This window comes from Enterobacter cloacae complex sp. 394I7 (assembly GCF_057320345.1).
The window spans coordinates 39230-57761 of record NZ_JBXWCR010000004.1; the positions used below are offsets into that span (position 1 = coordinate 39230).

The following is an 18532-nucleotide window of genomic DNA, read 5'->3' on the forward strand; positions in this document are numbered from 1 at the left end:
TCGGTCTAGAGGAGGTACCCCCAAGTGAAACTAAACGCCCGGCAGGTGGACGCCGCCAAACCTAAAGAAAAGCCCTACAAGCTGGCTGATGGTGGTGGTTTGTATCTCCTGATTAAACCTAATGGCGGCAAATACTGGCGGCTCAAGTATCGTGTAGCCGGCAAAGAGAAGCTGTTAGCGCTGGGTGTGTATCCTGAAGTCACATTGGCCGATGCTCGGTCAAAACGTGAAGAAGCGAAAAGGGGTATCGCTGGGGGTATCGATCCTATGGAAGCGAAACGGGAAGAGAAGATTGCCCGTGAAACTCAGTTAAACAATACCTTCAAAGATCTTGCCCTTGAGTGGCACAGCAGCAAATTAAAAAAATGGTCTGCTGGGTATGCTTCAGACATCCTGGAAGCTTTCAACAAAGATGTGTTCCCTTACATTGGCAAAAAACCAATAGCCGATATCAAACCGCTTGAACTGTTGAATGTGCTGCGGCGCATTGAGGGGCGCGGCGCTACAGAAAAGGCCAAAAAAGTTAGGCAGCGCTGCGGGGAAGTTTTCCGTTACGCAATAGTCACCGGCCGTGCTGAGTATAACCCCGCTCCGGATCTCACCAGCGCCATGCAAGGGCATGAGTCCAATCATTATCCTTTCCTCACACCGAAAGAATTGCCTGATTTCTTCAAGGCGTTGTCAGGATATACCGGAAGCGCGTTAGTAGTTTTGGCCGCTCGTCTGCTGATTATCACCGGCTTGCGTACCGGCGAACTCCGCGGGGCATTTTGGGATGAAATCAAAATCAGTAAGGCGGTCTGGGAAATACCAGCCTCACGTATGAAAATGCGTCGCCCTCACGTGGTGCCGTTGTCCAGGCAAGCTCTTACGCTTATTGGCCAGCTCCAAGAGCTGACAGGCAATTACCCGCTTATGTTCCCTGGCCGTAACGATCCGCGAAAAACAATGAGTGAAGCCAGCATAAACCAAGTCTTTAAGCGGATTGGCTATGACGGAAAAGTCACCGGGCACGGTTTCCGGCACACCATGAGTACCATCCTGCACGAACAGGGCTACAACACCTCGTGGATAGAAACGCAGCTGGCACACGTCGACAAAAACTCTATTCGAGGTACTTACAACCATGCTCAATACATAGACGGCCGCCGTGAAATGCTTCAATGGTATGCCGACTATATGGAGGCATTAGAAAACGGCGAAAATGTAGTGCATGGAACGTTTGGGAAAAGTGCTTAACTGTATGTATAGACAGTGCTAATTGACAGTAGTAGACTTCGGTAGACGAACAAAGAATAGGCTATGTCTAGGCTGATCCCCGAAAACCCGTACACCTCTGCGGGCTGGCATAGCCGCTCAATTAATAGAGGGCGTGAGGTGACGTAATGTTCGATTTACCGGTGCATATTGGACGCTTGCGAATTGTATCTTTAGATCAGGCAGCCTTAGTTATGGCTGGAATATCTGAAAAGGTTGATAGCGTACAAAAAGCAGTAGAAGGGAATTATATAGGACATGAACAGGCATCTATTTACAAGGAAACCATCATACAAGCCATTCAGCTAAAGGAATTAAAGCCACTTCAAGCTTTCAAGTTAGCTGATTATAAATATGGTCTACCTGAGGCCGTCAGATTAAAAGTAGATGTTGAATCTATAACTCTGGATACTCCGATTGTTAATGCAACCTTCCTCGCAAAGGATATCTGGCCTTGGGTTGCTAATGAAATTGAGAGTGGTTTAAGGATGATTGATAGCCACTCCGCTGATTTAGATTCCGAGCAGTGCAATGAATATTTACACGAACCCACCCAGTGGGGCAACTTCGCTGGCAAAGACACAGCACTCAAATTGATAGCCGGAATGGCAATTGCTCTCGAGAAAAGTCAGGGGAAATATCTACGTGGTGGCAAATTAAACAAATCTGAGGTGGCAAGGACTGCGACTAAACTGATTAATGACCATGGAGACGGTATCGATGTAACCAGTAAGGCACTGATTATGTTGATAGATGAAGCTCTTGAGCTTCACGCTTCCAAAATTTCGAAGTAAAGACTTCCAAAACTGACGCCGCACTTCCAAACCTTGTTTTACAGGTTCTAAAAAAACCTGTAAAACGGATCCACTCTCGCAGTTGTCACTTCCAATTAAAATCATACCGACTTCCACACAGCTAATCTGATATCTGGTTGAATTTATCTCGTACACCACAATAGACGTTATGAGGTAAATATGTCCCACTCTTTAATCAGATTGGCTGAAGTACAAAAACGCACTGGATATAGCAAGGCTTGGATCTATCGTCTTCTTAAAGACAATCGCTTTCCTAAATCGGTCAAGATTGGTTCTCGAGCCATCGCATTTGTTGAAAGTGAAGTTGATGATTGGATAAGCCAGCGTATCGAAGAACGTGATGCATTAATTTCCACAAAACCTCAACTGTAACTTAGCCCGGGAAATTTATTATGACTAACAAAAATGCCCTAGCCGGGCAGGGTTTCGCTCAACCTGAAAACAGCAGCGATGATATTTCGGTCATTAAATTTGAGGCCGCGAAAGTGCGTATTGTTAAGATCAACGGTGAACCGTGGTTCGTTGCAAAAGATGTTTGCGCGGCGCTGGAACTATCAAATTCGCGCATGGCGTTGCAGGCTCTGGATGATGACGAGAGAAATACCGTAACTTTAACTTACGGTATTCGCGGGAACCCAAATCATAGCGCTGTCTCTGAATCTGGTTTCTACAAGCTGATCGCCCGCAGCCGTAAAGCTATTACGCCGGGCACATTCGCCCATCGTTTCAGTAATTGGGTATTTCGCGAGGTTATCCCTTCTATCCGCAAAACTGGCTCTTATGGTGTGCCGTTCGCGTTCCTGAACGATTTTAGCCGGCGGATGGCGGCTTATCAGCAGGAGGCCAGCAAACGCGGGTATAAGTTGCAGCAGTGTAAGGGGGCAAAAGAAGCTCTTGAACAAGAGGAGATTCAGCTGTGGCGTAAGTATCAACCCGAGTTACTGAAGGAAGATAGCGATGAATAAAAAGGCAGGAAGAAGCCGGGATTTTTACCCGGCAGAGAGCATGCTTAATCAGCCCTTTGGCTCGATACCACGCTGCTGGAGTTCCTTGCGAATAATTCTCTTAAGCCATGCGGCTAGAGACTCATCACCATCTTGCTGTTGCGCTCGTTCCATCATCTCTCGAAGCTCTGGATCAAGCCGAAATTGGAATGGAGGATTGCCTCGTCTCTCGTTTTTGTGTGTTGACACGTCAATTACACCCGATGTAATGTGTTTATGTGTAGTGACACATTACACACAGGAAATGAAAAAGACAACGCCCCGAAGTGCGGGAACACTTTCAGGGCGTCTAACCAAAACGTTAGTTGAGGTAACATTATGGCTTGCACTAAGTCTACCCAAACACGCCCTGAATTTACATGGCGTTTTCTCACCTTGGGTGAATTCACAAATCAGATCGTCAATGTTACTGCTTCCACCGAGCGCGAAGCCCGCGAAAAAACGCCAGAAGGATGTGTCTGTATTCTGGCGTGTCGATTTCGTGTTGAGGAGGTGCAGCATGTTTAACCTCCAGACCCTTACAGCTAAAGCCCGCGAGCTGCGCGGCAACGTGGTAAAAGCCACTACCACGAAAGGCACCCGCACCATGACGCCCGTTTACGAACGGGAAGAGCAGCGCAAACTGCGCGAGCGCATCCAGCAGACCCAGCCGGAGTGGGTTTTACTCTGGTGGGATATTGCGACCGTAACCGGCTGGCGTACCAGCGACGTGTGCAACTTCCGTTACTCCTGCATCAACTGGGAAACCGGCATTGCAACAATTATCGTAGCGAAGCAGACCAAAGCAGCGGAAGCCAGAGCGACCCGGAAGGGGATCGAGATTGTTCGCCAGCAGCGCAAGGACGCTGCCCGGCTTGCTGGCGATCACATTGGGTACATGCACTGGGATAGCGTGAGCTGCGACGAGCTGGCCGCCGGCATGACGGAAGAAGAACAGGCGATCGTGTTTGAGCTGGTGGCAAAGGCTGAAGTGAAGCACGACACCAAACAGCTGCCGCCGGGCATCATCAAACGACTGCGGGAACGCATGGAGCGCAATCTTATCGGTGACGACCTGGTATTTTCCCGCAGCCAGATTGAAAGTAACCGTTGCCAGTCTCTGGAAGGTAGCGTGAGTCGCCAGACAATCTGGAAGAAACTGCACAACGTAATGCTGTGGTTTACGCGCGTCGTAAACACGCGTCTGCGCCTGAGCGCCTACTCCAGTCGCAAAATTGCCGCCTTTAATCTCATGTCCGCCGGCGGCGAACAGGGATTGCTGGTCGCCTCTGAAATGCTCGGGCACAGTAACCCGGCAATCACCCGAACTTACCTCCAGTTAGGCAGTAAGGCCTCCGCCATTCAATCCCGTCTGGCCATGGAGGTATCTGTATGAAAATGGTTATCCAATTTTTCCGTCTCGGCGCTTTTGCCGATCACGTATTTGAGCAATTAAATAGCGCGCGATATTGTTTTGCCAGCCAGTCATTAAGGGAGGGGGAGGGGAAATTATGACTCCTGTTTACGATCTGGTTCGCCGGGCCGACGGCAAAAACGTTTTCAGTTTCCCGGCCGGCGGCCGCTATCTGGTGGACACGTCAAATGGTCTTCAGTCGATGCGCCCCCTTATGGACGACGAGATCATTTTTACGGTAGAGAGTGCCGCGCGCTTTCTGAGGAAAATTGGTTATCAGGTAATCCCGCCAGCGGCGTGAGGTAAAAAATATGACGATTAAAAATTCCGGCTTAGCTGCTGGTGGCCGCGCTCACCCTGAAATCAGGCCGGGCGATAAATGGAAGGACGGTCGGGGCAACATCGTAATTATCGAAAGTTACCGATTCGACAGAGTGACATATTGCCGCGAAGGGTACAGCTCACCGTGTTTTTGCACGCCAGAAAGACTGGTGCGGGAATTTGAATTTGTTTCTTCCGCGCCGGGCACCGGTGGAAGAGATATCGATCGAATTATGCGGTTGCAGGGCATCGAACGAATTCGGGTTATGCGGGAAATCATCAGGGAGCGAGGGAACAGAAAATGAAGAATGCACCAAACCTTAAAAAGCAGCCGGCGGATCTCATGGAGGAGTCAATCATCTTTGCCGGCGCCGATGCCTGGACGTTCGCCAAAGCATGGCAGGAAATGAACCCGATTGGCGATACGGTGCCGCCGGTTGTGCTGGATAAAAAGCAGCTGGCAGAGCTGGAGAATATCCGCATTGTGGATGATGGCCGGCTCTATGCCCGGGTTTGCCGCGGCGGGCACCTGACCGAACGGCAGATAACCATTCTCGCGACAAAGCTGGCGGTGGCCGGCGTGGAGCGCGCGCAATTCTACTCTGAAGGTTATCAGCTTCTGGAGGACTGGACGCCGCAGCTGCCGCGCCTCAAAGCCGATGCGGAAGCCGGCAAAAGCATGGTGATCGGCAAACCGCTGACGGATGTAAACCTCCGCGACCTGGCTGATAACGAAAAGGCGCTCATACTGGCCGCGCGTTACACCGGCATTGCAATCAACGAAAACAGCGAGGGCGTGTACGTCTACCGCGCCGGCATCTGGGAGAAAACGTCTCTGCTCGAGCTGAGCCGCGAAATGGTGGCTATCTACAACGAGAACAAAACCAACTTCAGCAAGCGCGCGATCAACAACGTTATCGACGCCCTGAAAATCGTTATCCCGGTGATGGGGGAGCCGCGGCGGAGCCTGATCCCCTTTGCAAACGGTGTCTACGATATGGAAACCGGCGTTTTCTCCGAACACAGCCAGGATAACTGGCTGACCAACCACAATGGCGTGACCTACATGCCGGCGGTGCCGGGTGAAAACCTCCGCGACCACGCGCCGAACTTCCATAAGTGGCTAAGTTACGCATCAGATAGAGACGCAATTAAGATGCAGCGTATCGCTGCAGCGCTCTTTATGGTGCTGGCGAACCGGTACGACTGGCAGCTGTTCCTCGAGATAACCGGGGAGGGCGGCAGCGGGAAAAGCGTCTTTACCCACATCGCCACGATGCTAGCCGGCGCGCATAACACTGCCAGCGGGAACATGGCGGCGCTCGACAGCGCGCGTGGGCGGGCGCAGTTCGTCGGGAAAAGCATGATAACGCTTCCTGATCAGCCCAAATATTCAGGTGAGGGCACCGGGATAAAGGCAATCACCGGCGGGGATGCGGTGGAGATCGACCCGAAACACGAGCACCAGTACACCGCCGTTCTGCGGGCGGTGGTTGTGGCCACGAACAACACGCCGATGATTTTCACCGAACGCGCCGGCGGCGTTTCCCGGCGCCGCGTAATTTTCCAGTTTAACCGGCGCGTCAGCGAAGAGGATAAGGATCCCGACCTTGCAGAAAAGATATCCGCTGAAATTCCGGTGGTTGTTCGCCGGCTGCTGGCGAACTTTGCGAACCCGGAAAAAGCGCGGGCGCTGCTGCTGGAGCAACGGAATAGCGAAGAAGCACTGGAGGTAAAGCAGAAAACAGATCCGCTTTATGCCTTCTGCGCTCACCTTGAGCGACTGGCTGATTGTGCGGGAATGATGGTAGGAAACCGCAATCCGCCGCACTATCCGCGAATTTATCTCTATCACGCTTATCTGGCATTCCTGGAGGCCAACGGTTTCGACAAGCCGCTGACGCTGAATAAATTCGCAGAGGGGATGGAAAGTGCGATGAGGGAGTTTAATCACGAGTACCGTAAGGAACGGAAAGCCCGCGGCATGGTGACTAACGTTGAACTTTCGGAAAGTGCGGAAGACTGGTTACCTCAGACGCATCCTGTAGCCGGTCATAAAGAATGAAGTTCAGATAAATATGGAGAAAGGTATACATGGTGTACATCGAGTGAATAATTTATAGATAAATCAGTAAAATAAACCATGTATACCTTGTTTTCAGGTATACACAGGGTGTACATGGTATTCATTCTCTCATTAATCATCTGATGGTTTATTAAACAGAATGATGTATACCGTGTAGACCTGAAATCCCAAAATGTAGGCTGGTGTTCATAGGTTAATATTATGTTTTATAAGCAATTTATTGCCTTTATGAACACCATGTATACCTTGAGGGCAAATTCTTTAAAACGCATCCACACTTTTCGCGTTGTGCACCCCTGCAATTTCATTAACATCGTTTCATAAATCGCAATTAATTATTTGATTGTTGCGATTAATGGAACTTCAACGGTCGCTATTACAGGGGGCATCATGAGCAAGGTTAACGTTAAGCCCGTTTTGCTGAATGGGGAGCAGATTCAGGCTCTGAAAACCATTCAGGAGAGGGAGCGCCAGAAGTCGGGCATGGGGATCGCGCCGTCAATCCATGCTGTTGCGCGCAAGGTATTTGATGCGGGGCTGTCAAAAATGGAGGCTGGCCAGTGAGCTACTCAATCAAAATAGGGAAACATAGCATCGAGCTGGCAGGTTATGCCGGTAAGGTTGTTGCGCCAAATACTCAGATGGCCGCTTTATTCCGTGGTATGGCGGGCGAACTCACCAGCCTGAGGACAACGGCTCAGCAGGCCGAAGCTGAGGCGGATTTGCTTGACGTTATACGTAACGATCCGGATCTGAACGAACAGGCAAAAAACCGCAGGGCAGGTGAAGCCCGGAACCCGGACACGCTCAAAGACTTTACCCGCGGGGTGGCAGCCGTAAGCGAGCAGGCCGCAAACATTCTCGATTACCTGAAGAACAGGCTCGCTCCGGTTAGTCCACTGGCATCTGATGATGTTCAGGGATTCATGCGTGACAGTGAAATGCGCCTGGCATTCGCAAGGCTGGATCGCCGCAGCCAGGAAAAAATGCTGCTGTCGATGCACAGCGGAAAGCATCAGGAGCTGGCGGACGCCTTACTAAGGGCGCATGCTGTGTGTTCGGGACTCGATACGGAACAGCTAAAACGTCTCGGCTTCTCCCGTATCGCATCAGAGAATGGGCAGGTGATTAGCGCGGTTGCCGATCTGGTCGATGCGGTGAGAAAAGACGTCGCACAAATTACAGCCGTACGAACCTGGTATAACAATCTCGTTTACGGGAAGAACGACGATCCATCAGAAGTTCTGCCCCGCATGACCGGCCTTGATCAGTTAAGCGAACATGTCAGCGCGATGCTCAAAGGCAGCCAGCGGCAGACACATTCAGAAGAGAAGCAGGCCGCCTGAGGGCGGCTTTTTTCTGCCCGGAGAGAAACACAGGATGCTGTTAAGTAAATCAGCCTACGCCAGGCATATGGGCGTCAGCCGGCAAACTGTTTACGGCTGGATAGCCCGCGGTGAAATTGTAATTTCAGGCGATAAAGTGGATGTCGAAGCATCGCAGGCTAAACAAAATTCTGCTGGTGCTGGCGAACACCAGACTGAAATGACGTGGGCGCAGGCCGCCGCATGGGTATGGAAGCATGACGGCGAGGAAGCGCTGCCGGCTGATATTGATGCTGGCCAGCGTATAGAGGCAGCAGCCGCTGAGCTGGGTTTTGATGTTCAGCACGAGCCCGCAGAGCAACTACTGATTCTCTTCCGGCCGGATGAAGAAACCCACAGCTTCTATGGCAAAGACCGTGCAGCAGGCGCTTTACGGTTTCTTCGTTCTGAGCTGGCTTACGTTGCCACAATGCACCCCGATACGCTGGATGACTGGAACAAAACTGGTTTAATGTCACTCTGCCTGCTGGACGGCGAAAAACTGTAAACCCCTCAGCCCCTCAAACTTGACACTTTTTCGCGAGAAACTGGGAAAAGTGTCAACCCAACCTAACGGATCCTGACGACTACGAACAGAAGCTACAGCAGAAGTGTAAAGGGCTGGCGTTGAGAATTGTTGAGCCTTGGTTGTTAGCTTTTGTTAATCCTGATGTGAAGCAGGGCAGGTGTCAGCCTGTTATGGTTTGTTATGCCTTACTAGGGAAAACTAGGGGTAAAGTGTCAGCCGCTACCGCTTTAGAAAACTTCAGGTACACGAACTCGTGAAGGGGAGGTGTTAAGCATTCCCCCTTTGCAACCATCCTTGAGCCTCTTTCAGATCGCTGTTCTGGTTTGCCCGGACGCTGGCGTTCAGGTTGAGTTGTCAAAAGTTGTCACCCACCGGCAGCGCCAGTGGGGATTTTTGGCAGAACGCGCTCTAAGTTACAGTTGCATAGGACTGTAACGCACATAGCGATTTACACTACTCAATTCTATGATTTTACGTTGCCAAAATTTCGGCTCCTGACGTTCTTTTAGCGCAATCCGGTGTAATAGTGAATGAAGTTCATTTTCATTAAATTAATTACAATTAATTTAAATAGCATGCTAATGGTTCGCGTGTAGGGGATGTCTGCTTGCGTGTAATATATCAAATATCTTTTGTTTATATTTAGTTACATTTATTGTGGGTTGATATAAACTGTTCTGATACACAGCGTTAAACACTAAAAAATAGAGGGTAAAATGGATAATCCTATTTCTGATGTTGGTAATGAGTTAAGAAAAATAATCGAGAAAATTCAAACGGCAATACCATCAAATGATCCTTTGAATATTGTCCATGCTAATTGGACTTTTCCTGGTATCAGCAGAGATGATCTCTTAAGTATTGCAAATGAATTACTCGAAAAAGTGGTGAATATTGAAACTCAGAATGTAGAAGTAGACCCATCAAAATTCAAAAGCTACGCAGATAGGCTTCGTTTTATGGCAGATAATACGTTGCAGAATATATGGTCAAATCCTGCGGTTGGCGTTCCTGCATTTATGTTTACTATGGAAGGGTTGCGTAATGAGCTCAATAAATTTAGTTTAAGCAACCCAATAACGGATCTAAATAAGTTAACAAGACAAATTAGAACTGTAGAAGCCAGTATGGAGACCATTCAACCAAAAGCTAATGATTTAGCTTCAATGGTTCAACGCATAGAAGACGCTTATGAAGCCGCAGAACAGCTTCCTGCAGATATGGTTAGTTTAAAAGAATCAAGAGATAAAATAGAACTTGCTGTCAAGAAAACTGATATAGACATCGATATTATAGAAAAGGCCAAAGAAAAAGGGCAAGATAATATTGAAGAATTGAAGCGGTTACAAACTGAAGCAGAAACAATTATTGAACTTTGTAAAACAGCATATGCGGCTTCAACTAGTGTTGGATTAGCAGCAGCGTTCAGCGAGAGATCTAAAGAGCTCAGCAATTCATTATATTGGTGGGTAGGAGGCCTTGTGTTAGCATTAGGCTCTGCTGTTATTTTTGGTTCTCACAATGTTCAAAGTTTAATAAATTCAACATGGCAATCGGAACCATCTATTCCAATCATCTTAACAAGAATATTTTTGTCAATATTGTCTGTAGGTGGACCTGTTTGGTTTGCATGGCTAGCAACTAAACAGATTGGTCAACGTTTCCGCCTTTCTGAGGATTATGCATTTAAAGCTTCTATTTCACGTGCATACGAAGGATTCAGAAGTGAAGCTTCACGAATTGATAAAACCCTTGAGGCGAAACTTTTAGCTTCAGCTCTCTCTCGATTAGATGAAATCCCATTAAGATTGGTTGAAAATGAAACACACGGAAGCCCGTATCATGAGCTTTTGTCGTCTAATACTGTTAAAGAGGCACTTAAAGCCGTACCAGGATTAGGAGAGCAATTTAAGTCACTAGCAGAGAAAGCTCTTGCATCAGCCCATGAAGCTACATCAGCTATCTCAAAGGCCGCAAGCAATACTGCTTCAGTTGGAAAGTCTGACGACACTAAAAGTGTTTAGTTATTAAACTTTTGATAATTTCAAATAACACCTGGATAATAATTTTATAATTTTTTACCCGGGTGTATTTTGAAAGCATAAGATGGTTAAAAGTTTGTATTTTAAGCCATAGAGAATTTATTTCATAAAAAGGAACCGTCATGAGTGAAGCGTTAGGTATGTTTATGTCACTTTTGGATTTAGTGGAAGATACTATTTTATCAAGGGCGTATACCGTGGTGTTAATACTAATGCTGGTAATTAACGTTTGCTTGAAATATGTTTTTACGATCAAGAGAGTGTATCATTTAACTAAAAAAACTGATGGTAAAAATATTATAGATAAAGGAAGGTTTGAGACGCGCACTCAAGGTTTAATGTTTTGTGGTTTATTTAAAAGCAAATATCTTGGGGTCAATTTTGGTAAGAAAGCTGATTATATTATCACCTTTGAAGGGGATTCTGTTAAAAATTTAAAACCTATCAATCTGGGTGTTTTTTCGTTTTTCTTACCTTGGAGTGTTATAAAGTCTCTGACGGGGCAATGGGTAACAACTAAAATAGGAGATGTTAGACTATCAATATCAAAGGAGTTCGATGGGGGCGCCTATGTTGATAAAATTGATATTGAAAAGCATAAAGGTAAGTTACTATTCTTTTCATGGGTCAGAAACGTTAGCTTATCCTTTATAAACATTCCTCTTTTAATGATAATTTATATGCCGTGTAAAGTTATTTTGTTTGCTGGGGATCATATGTTGTTAACCGGGGGATATATAACTTCCCTTATTGCTTGGTTGACGATTTTTTATAAGTTACAGAATAAATTGAATGATTTCATGAGAAAGTAGAAACTATTTAATTAATAATTGTACTGGAACAGAATTCATTATGTTAATTATTGAGCTCTCAGCTCGATCCAGTCTTGTCATGAGCACAAGTTAGAACGGTGAGAGCTTGACTTGCCCTTTGAGTTTCAACTTCGTTATAGGAAAACATCAATGGGGGTATTTTTGGGGGTATCCTATAAAACTCAAACGTAAATAATTTAATTAAATCAATGGCATATTGTGTCTTGTTGTGCTCCTATTATCGAATCACTAGGTACTATGTCATTCATCACCTTGCCTGAATATAAGTAAAATAAAAGGCATACAAGAATCCAAATGTGCCTCAATATCGGTTTTCTCAACGGGATGAGTTAAACCAATCGCCGCCTGCCGAAGAGGTTCGGCGACACACATGGCGAGTATGACTTTGGCACTGGTATCTGCAGGTAACATCGGCAACCAGCCCTGTTTTTGCTGTCGTGTAATCCACTCAGTGAGTAATTGTTGGCCACGCGCTATGCCATTTTCAGTGTATTTCTTGAGGAGATCATCTTTGCCAGGAAATTCAGTATTGAGAAGACGAAACATTTTCACGGCGGTTACTGATAGCGCCTGACCACAAATCGCAGCCAGTAATTTTCTTAACGCCGGTAAAACGTCATTCTTATCTGTCGGATCGCTCTGCAGGAGTGGGGCGTAGTTATCCGTCCAGTTTCGAACCGAAAGGCCAAGCAATTCCTCCCTGTTTTTCGCAAAGCGATAGACGGTCTTTTTGGCAACGCCTGCATGCGATGCAACCGCCTCAATTGTTGTGGCGTCATAGCCTTTATCAAAAAGCAAGGCCATCGCGCTACCAATGATTTGTTTCTTCACCTCTTCTTCAGGGACTGAGGGACGTCCGCGTGGTTTAGTTGGTGAGGTCATCCTTGAGATTCCTTTTCGCTTGTCATATGACCATTCTATCGGTAATGTTTAGGAAACGCACTTCGTTTCCTAAATGGTGCGAACTTCCCGATGCTAATGGAGAAAAAAATGCGACAACACGATATTGCCAGGCCCTGGCTGGATTATTCGGCATTGCTTGATCCTTCTCCCATGCCGCTGGAGACCGGTATTAAACGTCTGGATGACGGGAGTCTGCTGGTCGCCGTACGCACTGATTTACATGGCTGCAAAGGACGTATGATTAACTGGTGGTTTACCTTCTTTGAAACGACGCAGCATATAAAATGGTGGCATCCCGTTGATCATGTTGAACATCGTGGATGGGACGCCAACTGGAAGCGTGGGGAAAGTTTTTACGGCGCAAGCATCCATGCCGTTGAATCATTAGCTGAAATTCCTCCCATTCCCGCGCGCCTTAAATTCCATCACCCTGCATCGGTATTTGGAGAAATGGCTGTCGACAAGGCAATGGCGGATGGGAGTGTCTCGGCAATCATTGCCGCAAGGATAGGCTTCGGTGAAAAAACTGAACTGGATAGTCAGGGCGACCCGCTGGACGGACAAATGCTACATGTTGTCCGGGATACGCCTTTTGGGTGTGTGCTACGTAGCCGGTTTATTCTGGGTATGAGTAATGACGACCACGCTGAACCTGCCGATGACGTTGGATTAGCGCTTATGCGACACTGTTATACAGAGTTCACGTTCTTGTCTCGTTTCCTGCCTTCTTTGTATTACGGCGAGAAAGCGAATGATGAGAAAATTGCGCTTCCCTGGTAACACGCAGGTTTAACTGCTCAGGTAAACCTGTCGACGAGGGTAATCATGCCCACCGTGTATTACCGGGCCAGACCAACGTTATCTCAAGCGTGACGCACACTGGCTAAGCAGTGATGCCTGGTTTAACCAACGCGTAGCCAAACCGGCATCACTTCATATCTGAAATGAATTCAGCGTAACAAAATCAATCGACGGATTTTACTGTGATTCCAGTAATGCTGAAATCGTTACCATCGCCGCTGGCTTTATGGCTGAAAATTTCCAGCACATTATCGCCCTGCGCCGCCGTAAACTCACCTGACAGCGTGACCCACTCGCCTTTCACGGCAAGTGCTGTAACCGAGGTAATATCCTGGCCTGCCACCCGCAGTGACAGTTCGGGTATCACCTTGTAGTCATTATCCCTGCGAGCCTGAAGGCTGAAGCGATAGCGTTTCCCCGGCTGGAGTTCCGAATAATGTTTATAAAGCAGCACACCATTGTGTGTCCGGCCTTTAACATTGGTGGTCGGAAAACGAATCATGGTCGCGCCACCTTCTGAGTAAAACTCATGCTCAGGCGTTGCCGGTCCGAACTGCCAGTGATTCAGATGATTATTCGTAAACTTACTCTCATCCAGGAATGGTTTTGCTGGCGGCTCGGGACTGACAGGGGGAGTGTCCGGCGCAGCGGGGGGTGAGGAGGGGGTCACCGGTTTGTTGTGATGTTCCTGACACGGGCAAGGGGGCGTATTCTCTTTGCAACGACAGTCGCTGGCGCAAGCGTCAATCAGGTTCTTAAGCACATCAGCAAGCGTATTCACCGCCCGGACAATCTCAGGGGCCTGTGCGCAAAGATCGCTGCCATTATCAGACGTCTTCGCTGGCGTTTTGCCTTCCAGCGCATCTGCTTCTTCTTTTTTGTTCGCCACGCTGTCCTGTTGCGTGGCCTTACTGGCGCAAATGGTGCTTTTTAAAACCGAGGCAAAATCGGCAATGCCGGAGGTGTAGATATAATGCTCACCACCCGTACGAAGCGCCAGGCGCTTGTATTCCCGAACCATGGCTTTCTCATCATCCGGGGTGGGATAAGGTAATGAGACATGAGGCGTGCCCAGATAGGAGTGGATTTTGACACCGTACTCCAGGGCGGTGGCAATGGCATCATCGCAGGCTTTGATGCGGCCCGCATCCAGGGTCATCTCTCCGCCTTTCAGACTTTCGTCTCCCAGCACAAAAATATTCTTTTCAGCGCCGTCACGCCAGTTGTAATAACGGATAACGTCCTCCGCAGCTGGCGCCACATCTTCCTGAGCGGGGTTCCCCTCTTTGACATACTCTCTGCTTTTCAGGGCGGACGGGTTAGCACCGGCCTCGCTCGTCAGGAACTGACGGACCGTTTTATTAAATTTGGTGCCGGCAAAAACGCCTTCGATACCCAGAAAATCAGTTCGTAAATCCGAAGGGCAGGCTTTTCTGGCCTCCTCAATGGCGCTCTCAAGTTTTGCACAGAGCGCTTCCGCTTCATCCTTCATTGAAAGACTGCTGTCGATGATGAAAACCAAATCAACTTTTTTATTGTCCATAATGCTCATATCAGGGGCTCCATTAACGTTCATTTTTGTTTTCCAGTGAACCGGCAGGGAAGGCAGTGAATGGCACGTTGCCTCCCTGCGGGCATTTCAACCGAGCACAACAAACCTGACGTCATAGCCTCCCGTATTATTGGCGTATTCAGACGCAACATTTGTATCATTAAAAATGAATGAAATTTCGCCATCAGCCGGGACTTCCCAGTCGCTACCGCCGCTTCCGATACCGTAAATATGCTCACCCGCTTTGATCAGTAATTTCCCCGCCAGTGCTTCTGGCAGGACAAAAGTGGGATCCGGTTTTTGCGCTGACGGATGCTGGCTGTCGCCGTCAGGTCCAAAGCTGCGACCGCGGCTGTCGTACTGAGCGGTACCGGCTGCAATCAGCATCACCTTATCCCCTTTGCTCACGGATACGCCGGTGTGGGTCCAGTCACTGCGCGTTGCAGGAACATGACCTTTCCAGTCCGCCTTTTTAGCCGCCGCTTTCTTTTCGTCTTCAGCGATATACACAACCGCGCTGAAAGCGCCGCTGTTGTCGCGATGTGAAGAGTCACTGACCACGAGAATCAGCTCGCCGTCTTCCGGTACCGACCACTGGTAAACACCACTGCCAATGTCATAGCTTTTTCCGGATGCACTGAATCGGGCTTTCAGCACCTTATCGTTCCGTAAGACAAAGCCCTCTTTTAGCCTGCCGTATGGCGATGCCAGGGCGTAGTCTTCCTTACCGTATTTAATCCATCCTTCCGCAATAATACTGATTTTTTGCCCGGCTTTTAGTTTAAGTCCGGTATTAATGCCCTTGTCAGCAGTTGCGTCAATATTGCCCGACCATGCAGGTGAAACAGTCATATAATTCTCCGTAATCGTGACAGCGTCCAGCTTGTCAGTGGTATGAGGTAATAAATAGTCTACAGATAATGATTTTTGTTACTCAGGGGTACGGCATTCACAATCAGAATATAAACAGATACGCCACTCAGCAAATAATATTCTGGAAATGATGCTGGTGATTTCTGTTCGTCTCCCGTCTGCTGCAGTTCTGTGAATTAAATATTAGGATTAATCTCATGCTGTGTTTTGTTGCTCCAGAGCGGTAATGCGTGTGAGTGAGAGGTATATGTTGAAACCAAAAAAGTAATACACAGGGTAACTAAGTGGATACTTGTTAACCCATTCCTTTTCCGTCGTGGAGGCGAGAAATTAAGTGGGTTGGTAGAGGTTTTTTATTGGGCGGATATCGCGGCAGGCGGTGCTGTAATGCGCCATCTCACTGCTTCGCATACCTATTATTACCGCCAGCCAGGTATGATAATTAATTTACTAAAGGTATAATTACAGTCATGATTAAAAGTGCGATTACTCCTATAGTTAACATTAAAATCAATTGTAAATCAGTGGCTTAGTTGTTGATTGTGTTGGTGGATTTATATAAATCGCAGCGTAAAAAAAGAAATCGCATTATTCTTTCGACATAAGTCTGGAAAAGATAAATATATTCATATGCATCCATGATGAAACGTTATGAATACTAAATGTGATGTCTGTCACATGCAGGGAGTTTTGTCTTTGATTGATGTAAAGCACGCATCAAATGTAATGTTAATGAAGTTTGATAAAGGAGAATAGCATGACGTCTAAGCCAGAATGGTCCGGAGAAGTTCCTGCAAATATTCCTGCCGGTATTAATACAGTCCTGCAACTGAATGCCGGTGATGAGATAACGATAATGGCCTCTGGCTGGATTAAATACGGTAAAGAAGAATTTGCGCTGGCGGTGCCGGATGGCAGGGTGAAAGAAGGGCTCATTACCTGCAATGATAAGGTGCTGAAGGCGAGATTTGATACCCTTGGCAAAGGTTATGATATAGGCGGTGGAGTATATAAATGGGCGGCTCCCCAGAGCGGTATCCTGCATCTGTATATTGCCGATACAGAGGCTGGATACTCTGATAATACCGGCAGTTTCAGCGTCAATGTATACCGGTAAGAACGGGTCGTTTCGGATACAGCGATTTCAGCCCCATTGAGATGGCGGCAGGGATGATGTCCGGCGTTCTCAAACCGATATCTTATTCATTCCAATATTATTCGCAGAACTCAGCAGATGATAAGAAGACTAATCAACAATATTCTCTGGTACTCTACCGGGTGGGTGTTTTTTGGCCTGATAGTGCTCAGTGGAATCGCAGGGGGACTGGCGGCTTCAGTCCTGCATTTTACTACAACGGATGCATTCCTGGCCGCATTTTGCCTTTTTCTGTTGCTGTCATTGCCCGTTTGCTTCTGGCTGCACCGGTTATCTCGCATACACCGGCGTCAGTAATGTACACGCCCACAAGGAGAGTCCCTGTGAGCGTGTAGTGTTTCCAGTTCTGAGCATGCGCAGTCGCGTTACTGGTGCTTATCCTGCAACGCCTTCAGGGGTAAACGCCATACGTCATAGCGCTCCTGGCCAGGTTTGACCGCGCCAGCAAAATGGTCGTTCAGGCTGCTGGAGGTAAAGATCAGATCCCCGTCCGGATTGATGGCCGGCGTGTCCGGCCAGTGTACGCCGTCGTTTGACGCCATCAAGGTCATTGAGCCGCTCTTCGGTTCATACCTGACAATACCGTTGTGTGTCACATCGGTGATATAGAGGTTGCCTTTGGCATCGGTCACGATACCGTCGGTATTGCCTCCCACCGATCCAAGATCCCGGATCTGCGCCGCAATCTGCGCATCGTCAGCACCTGGCTTTCGCAGAATGTCAGTCGGTACCGCAAACGCATGGGTCCCTGTCGTCACCGTCCAGTAGAGCGTGCCGGTATCCGGAGACAGCGCAATACCATTGATGCCAATCAGTAATGGATGACCAGGCCAGACTTCAGCCCCGTGCGAGACGACTTTCACACCCGGCTCAATCTGCAGGTCTGGATGACGGTCGAGCACGCGTCGGGCAGTGCCGGTTGCGAAATCGGCGATGATAAGACCGACGCGGTTCTCAGGCGCACTGCGCGAGCCGCTGTCGGAGATGTAGGCGACACGGCGCGTCTCATCAACAACCACATCATTGAGGAAGCTCGCCTTGCGGTCTGCCACGCCATCCAGTGGAATGCGTTTGATTGTGCGGCCGGTATTCAGATCCAGCACCATCAGTTTCTGCGAACCCACGGGGGATTCCGCTTCTCCCGCGACGAACCCCATATCCAGGGCCCACAGCCAGCCATTCTTACGGTCAATATAGAAGCCAAGCACGTTACGCAGGTTCTGATCGGGAGCGGTTTCCACCGCATTCCCCTCGCGGGACGGAAATGCCGTGAGGCGCGCCGGTCCGGTCTGCACGGTCGTATCAAGAATACTTAACGTCGCGGGTGCACCGGCTGAAACCAGTCGAGGGGTACTGACAAAGGCTCTTCCCTTTGCATCAAAGTGGATGCCTGCGATGGGCGCGTTAACCGAGCCGGAAAACGGCGTCGGCGTATCCCCCTTCTCAGGCGTATTCCAGGTTACGCCGGTATAGCTGCGCCAGCGCTCAAGAGGGGCCTGGTTCGCTGCGCTGGCTACGCTCGCAAAAGAGAACAATATTGCCATCGCGATGGCGGACATATTACGGGTACGTTTGAACATTTCTATGCTCCGGTAAATAGGGG

Annotated in this window: 22 protein-coding genes; 17 read left to right on the forward strand and 5 right to left on the reverse strand. The window is 48.4% G+C overall.

The genetic code is table 11. The features are described 5' to 3' along the window. Window positions 1–24 precede the first annotated feature (24 nt). From AC2FAP_RS16005 to AC2FAP_RS16020, 4 genes are all read left to right on the forward strand, one after another. A complete protein-coding gene (locus tag AC2FAP_RS16005; RefSeq protein ID WP_062935308.1) occupies window positions 25–1239 on the forward strand; it encodes a tyrosine-type recombinase/integrase in 1215 nt (404 codons plus the stop codon). 146 nt (window positions 1240–1385) lie between these two features. Beyond that, the gene (locus tag AC2FAP_RS16010; RefSeq protein ID WP_313390009.1) at window positions 1386–2051 is read left to right on the forward strand and encodes a hypothetical protein; all 666 of its coding nucleotides are present in this window, start codon (window positions 1386–1388) and stop codon (window positions 2049–2051) included. A gap of 180 nt (window positions 2052–2231) precedes the next feature. Next, window positions 2232–2444: a helix-turn-helix transcriptional regulator gene (locus AC2FAP_RS16015; protein WP_071891605.1), complete on the forward strand. Its 213-nt coding sequence runs from the start codon at window positions 2232–2234 to the stop codon at window positions 2442–2444. A gap of 20 nt (window positions 2445–2464) precedes the next feature. Next, complete coding sequence (locus tag AC2FAP_RS16020) at window positions 2465–3037, forward strand: BRO-N domain-containing protein (RefSeq protein WP_313390007.1); 573 nt, start codon at window positions 2465–2467, stop codon at window positions 3035–3037. 48 nt (window positions 3038–3085) lie between these two features. On the opposite strand, the gene AC2FAP_RS16025 is transcribed toward AC2FAP_RS16020, so the two are convergent. Next, window positions 3086–3265, reverse strand: coding sequence for a hypothetical protein (locus AC2FAP_RS16025; RefSeq protein WP_086519776.1), 180 nt, complete (start codon window positions 3263–3265; stop codon window positions 3086–3088). Between the two features lie 129 nt (window positions 3266–3394). Between AC2FAP_RS16025 and AC2FAP_RS16030 the strand changes: the two genes are divergently transcribed. From AC2FAP_RS16030 to AC2FAP_RS16080, 11 genes are all read left to right on the forward strand, one after another. Next, entirely contained in the window at window positions 3395–3583 is a 189-nt protein-coding gene (locus AC2FAP_RS16030) for a host cell division inhibitor Icd-like protein (protein WP_071531908.1), read from the forward strand. Continuing rightward, window positions 3576–4451, forward strand: coding sequence for a tyrosine-type recombinase/integrase (locus tag AC2FAP_RS16035; protein ID WP_126501463.1), 876 nt, complete (start codon window positions 3576–3578; stop codon window positions 4449–4451). Before AC2FAP_RS16030 ends, AC2FAP_RS16035 begins: the two co-directional genes overlap by 8 nt. After that, window positions 4448–4570, forward strand: a complete 123-nt coding sequence (locus AC2FAP_RS16040; protein WP_475682433.1) for a hypothetical protein — start codon at window positions 4448–4450, stop codon at window positions 4568–4570. The genes AC2FAP_RS16035 and AC2FAP_RS16040 overlap by 4 nt, the downstream gene beginning before the upstream one ends. Next, on the forward strand, window positions 4567–4770 hold the full coding sequence (locus AC2FAP_RS16045) for a hypothetical protein (protein WP_020686326.1): 204 nt from the start codon (window positions 4567–4569) through the stop codon (window positions 4768–4770). Before AC2FAP_RS16040 ends, AC2FAP_RS16045 begins: the two co-directional genes overlap by 4 nt. 10 nt (window positions 4771–4780) lie before the next feature. Further along, a complete protein-coding gene (locus AC2FAP_RS16050; RefSeq protein ID WP_485452990.1) occupies window positions 4781–5095 on the forward strand; it encodes a DUF4222 domain-containing protein in 315 nt (104 codons plus the stop codon). After that, window positions 5092–6855, forward strand: coding sequence for a DNA primase family protein (locus AC2FAP_RS16055; protein ID WP_410397735.1), 1764 nt, complete (start codon window positions 5092–5094; stop codon window positions 6853–6855). The genes AC2FAP_RS16050 and AC2FAP_RS16055 overlap by 4 nt, the downstream gene beginning before the upstream one ends. Before the next feature lie 411 nt (window positions 6856–7266). Further along, window positions 7267–7440, forward strand: coding sequence for a hypothetical protein (locus AC2FAP_RS16060; RefSeq protein ID WP_014830800.1), 174 nt, complete (start codon window positions 7267–7269; stop codon window positions 7438–7440). After that, entirely contained in the window at window positions 7437–8222 is a 786-nt protein-coding gene (locus AC2FAP_RS16065) for a hypothetical protein (protein ID WP_410397734.1), read from the forward strand. Before AC2FAP_RS16060 ends, AC2FAP_RS16065 begins: the two co-directional genes overlap by 4 nt. 34 nt (window positions 8223–8256) lie before the next feature. Next, window positions 8257–8748, forward strand: coding sequence for a DNA-binding protein (locus AC2FAP_RS16070; RefSeq protein WP_410397733.1), 492 nt, complete (start codon window positions 8257–8259; stop codon window positions 8746–8748). Window positions 8749–9485: 737 nt separating this feature from the next. Beyond that, window positions 9486–10793 carry an ATP synthase subunit B family protein gene (locus AC2FAP_RS16075; RefSeq protein ID WP_062935303.1) on the forward strand — a complete coding sequence of 436 codons (1308 nt, stop codon included), beginning with the start codon at window positions 9486–9488 and terminating at the stop codon, window positions 10791–10793. 140 nt (window positions 10794–10933) lie between these two features. Further along, entirely contained in the window at window positions 10934–11623 is a 690-nt protein-coding gene (locus AC2FAP_RS16080; RefSeq protein ID WP_062935302.1) for a hypothetical protein, read from the forward strand. 261 nt (window positions 11624–11884) lie between these two features. On the opposite strand, the gene AC2FAP_RS16085 is transcribed toward AC2FAP_RS16080, so the two are convergent. After that, window positions 11885–12526, reverse strand: a complete 642-nt coding sequence (locus AC2FAP_RS16085) for a TetR/AcrR family transcriptional regulator (protein ID WP_277492642.1) — start codon at window positions 12524–12526, stop codon at window positions 11885–11887. A gap of 108 nt (window positions 12527–12634) precedes the next feature. On the opposite strand from AC2FAP_RS16085, the gene AC2FAP_RS16090 reads away from it, so the two are divergent. Then, entirely contained in the window at window positions 12635–13327 is a 693-nt protein-coding gene (locus AC2FAP_RS16090; RefSeq protein WP_020885264.1) for a DAPG hydrolase family protein, read from the forward strand. Between the two features lie 184 nt (window positions 13328–13511). On the opposite strand, the gene AC2FAP_RS16095 is transcribed toward AC2FAP_RS16090, so the two are convergent. Both AC2FAP_RS16095 and AC2FAP_RS16100 read right to left on the reverse strand, forming a co-directional pair. Beyond that, window positions 13512–14900, reverse strand: a complete 1389-nt coding sequence (locus AC2FAP_RS16095; protein ID WP_449541509.1) for a carbohydrate binding domain-containing protein — start codon at window positions 14898–14900, stop codon at window positions 13512–13514. Window positions 14901–14987: 87 nt separating this feature from the next. Then, window positions 14988–15752, reverse strand: a complete 765-nt coding sequence (locus AC2FAP_RS16100) for a LecA/PA-IL family lectin (RefSeq protein ID WP_449541508.1) — start codon at window positions 15750–15752, stop codon at window positions 14988–14990. Window positions 15753–16530: 778 nt separating this feature from the next. On the opposite strand from AC2FAP_RS16100, the gene AC2FAP_RS16105 reads away from it, so the two are divergent. After that, window positions 16531–16890 (forward strand): LecA/PA-IL family lectin, encoded by a 360-nt coding sequence (locus tag AC2FAP_RS16105; RefSeq protein ID WP_449541507.1) that lies wholly within the window; start codon window positions 16531–16533, stop codon window positions 16888–16890. 404 nt (window positions 16891–17294) lie between these two features. Here the strand turns inward: AC2FAP_RS16105 and AC2FAP_RS16110 are convergent, their stop codons facing one another. Next, on the reverse strand, window positions 17295–18509 hold the full coding sequence (locus tag AC2FAP_RS16110) for an L-dopachrome tautomerase-related protein (protein WP_449541506.1): 1215 nt from the start codon (window positions 18507–18509) through the stop codon (window positions 17295–17297). Between the last annotated feature and the right edge of the window lie 23 nt (window positions 18510–18532).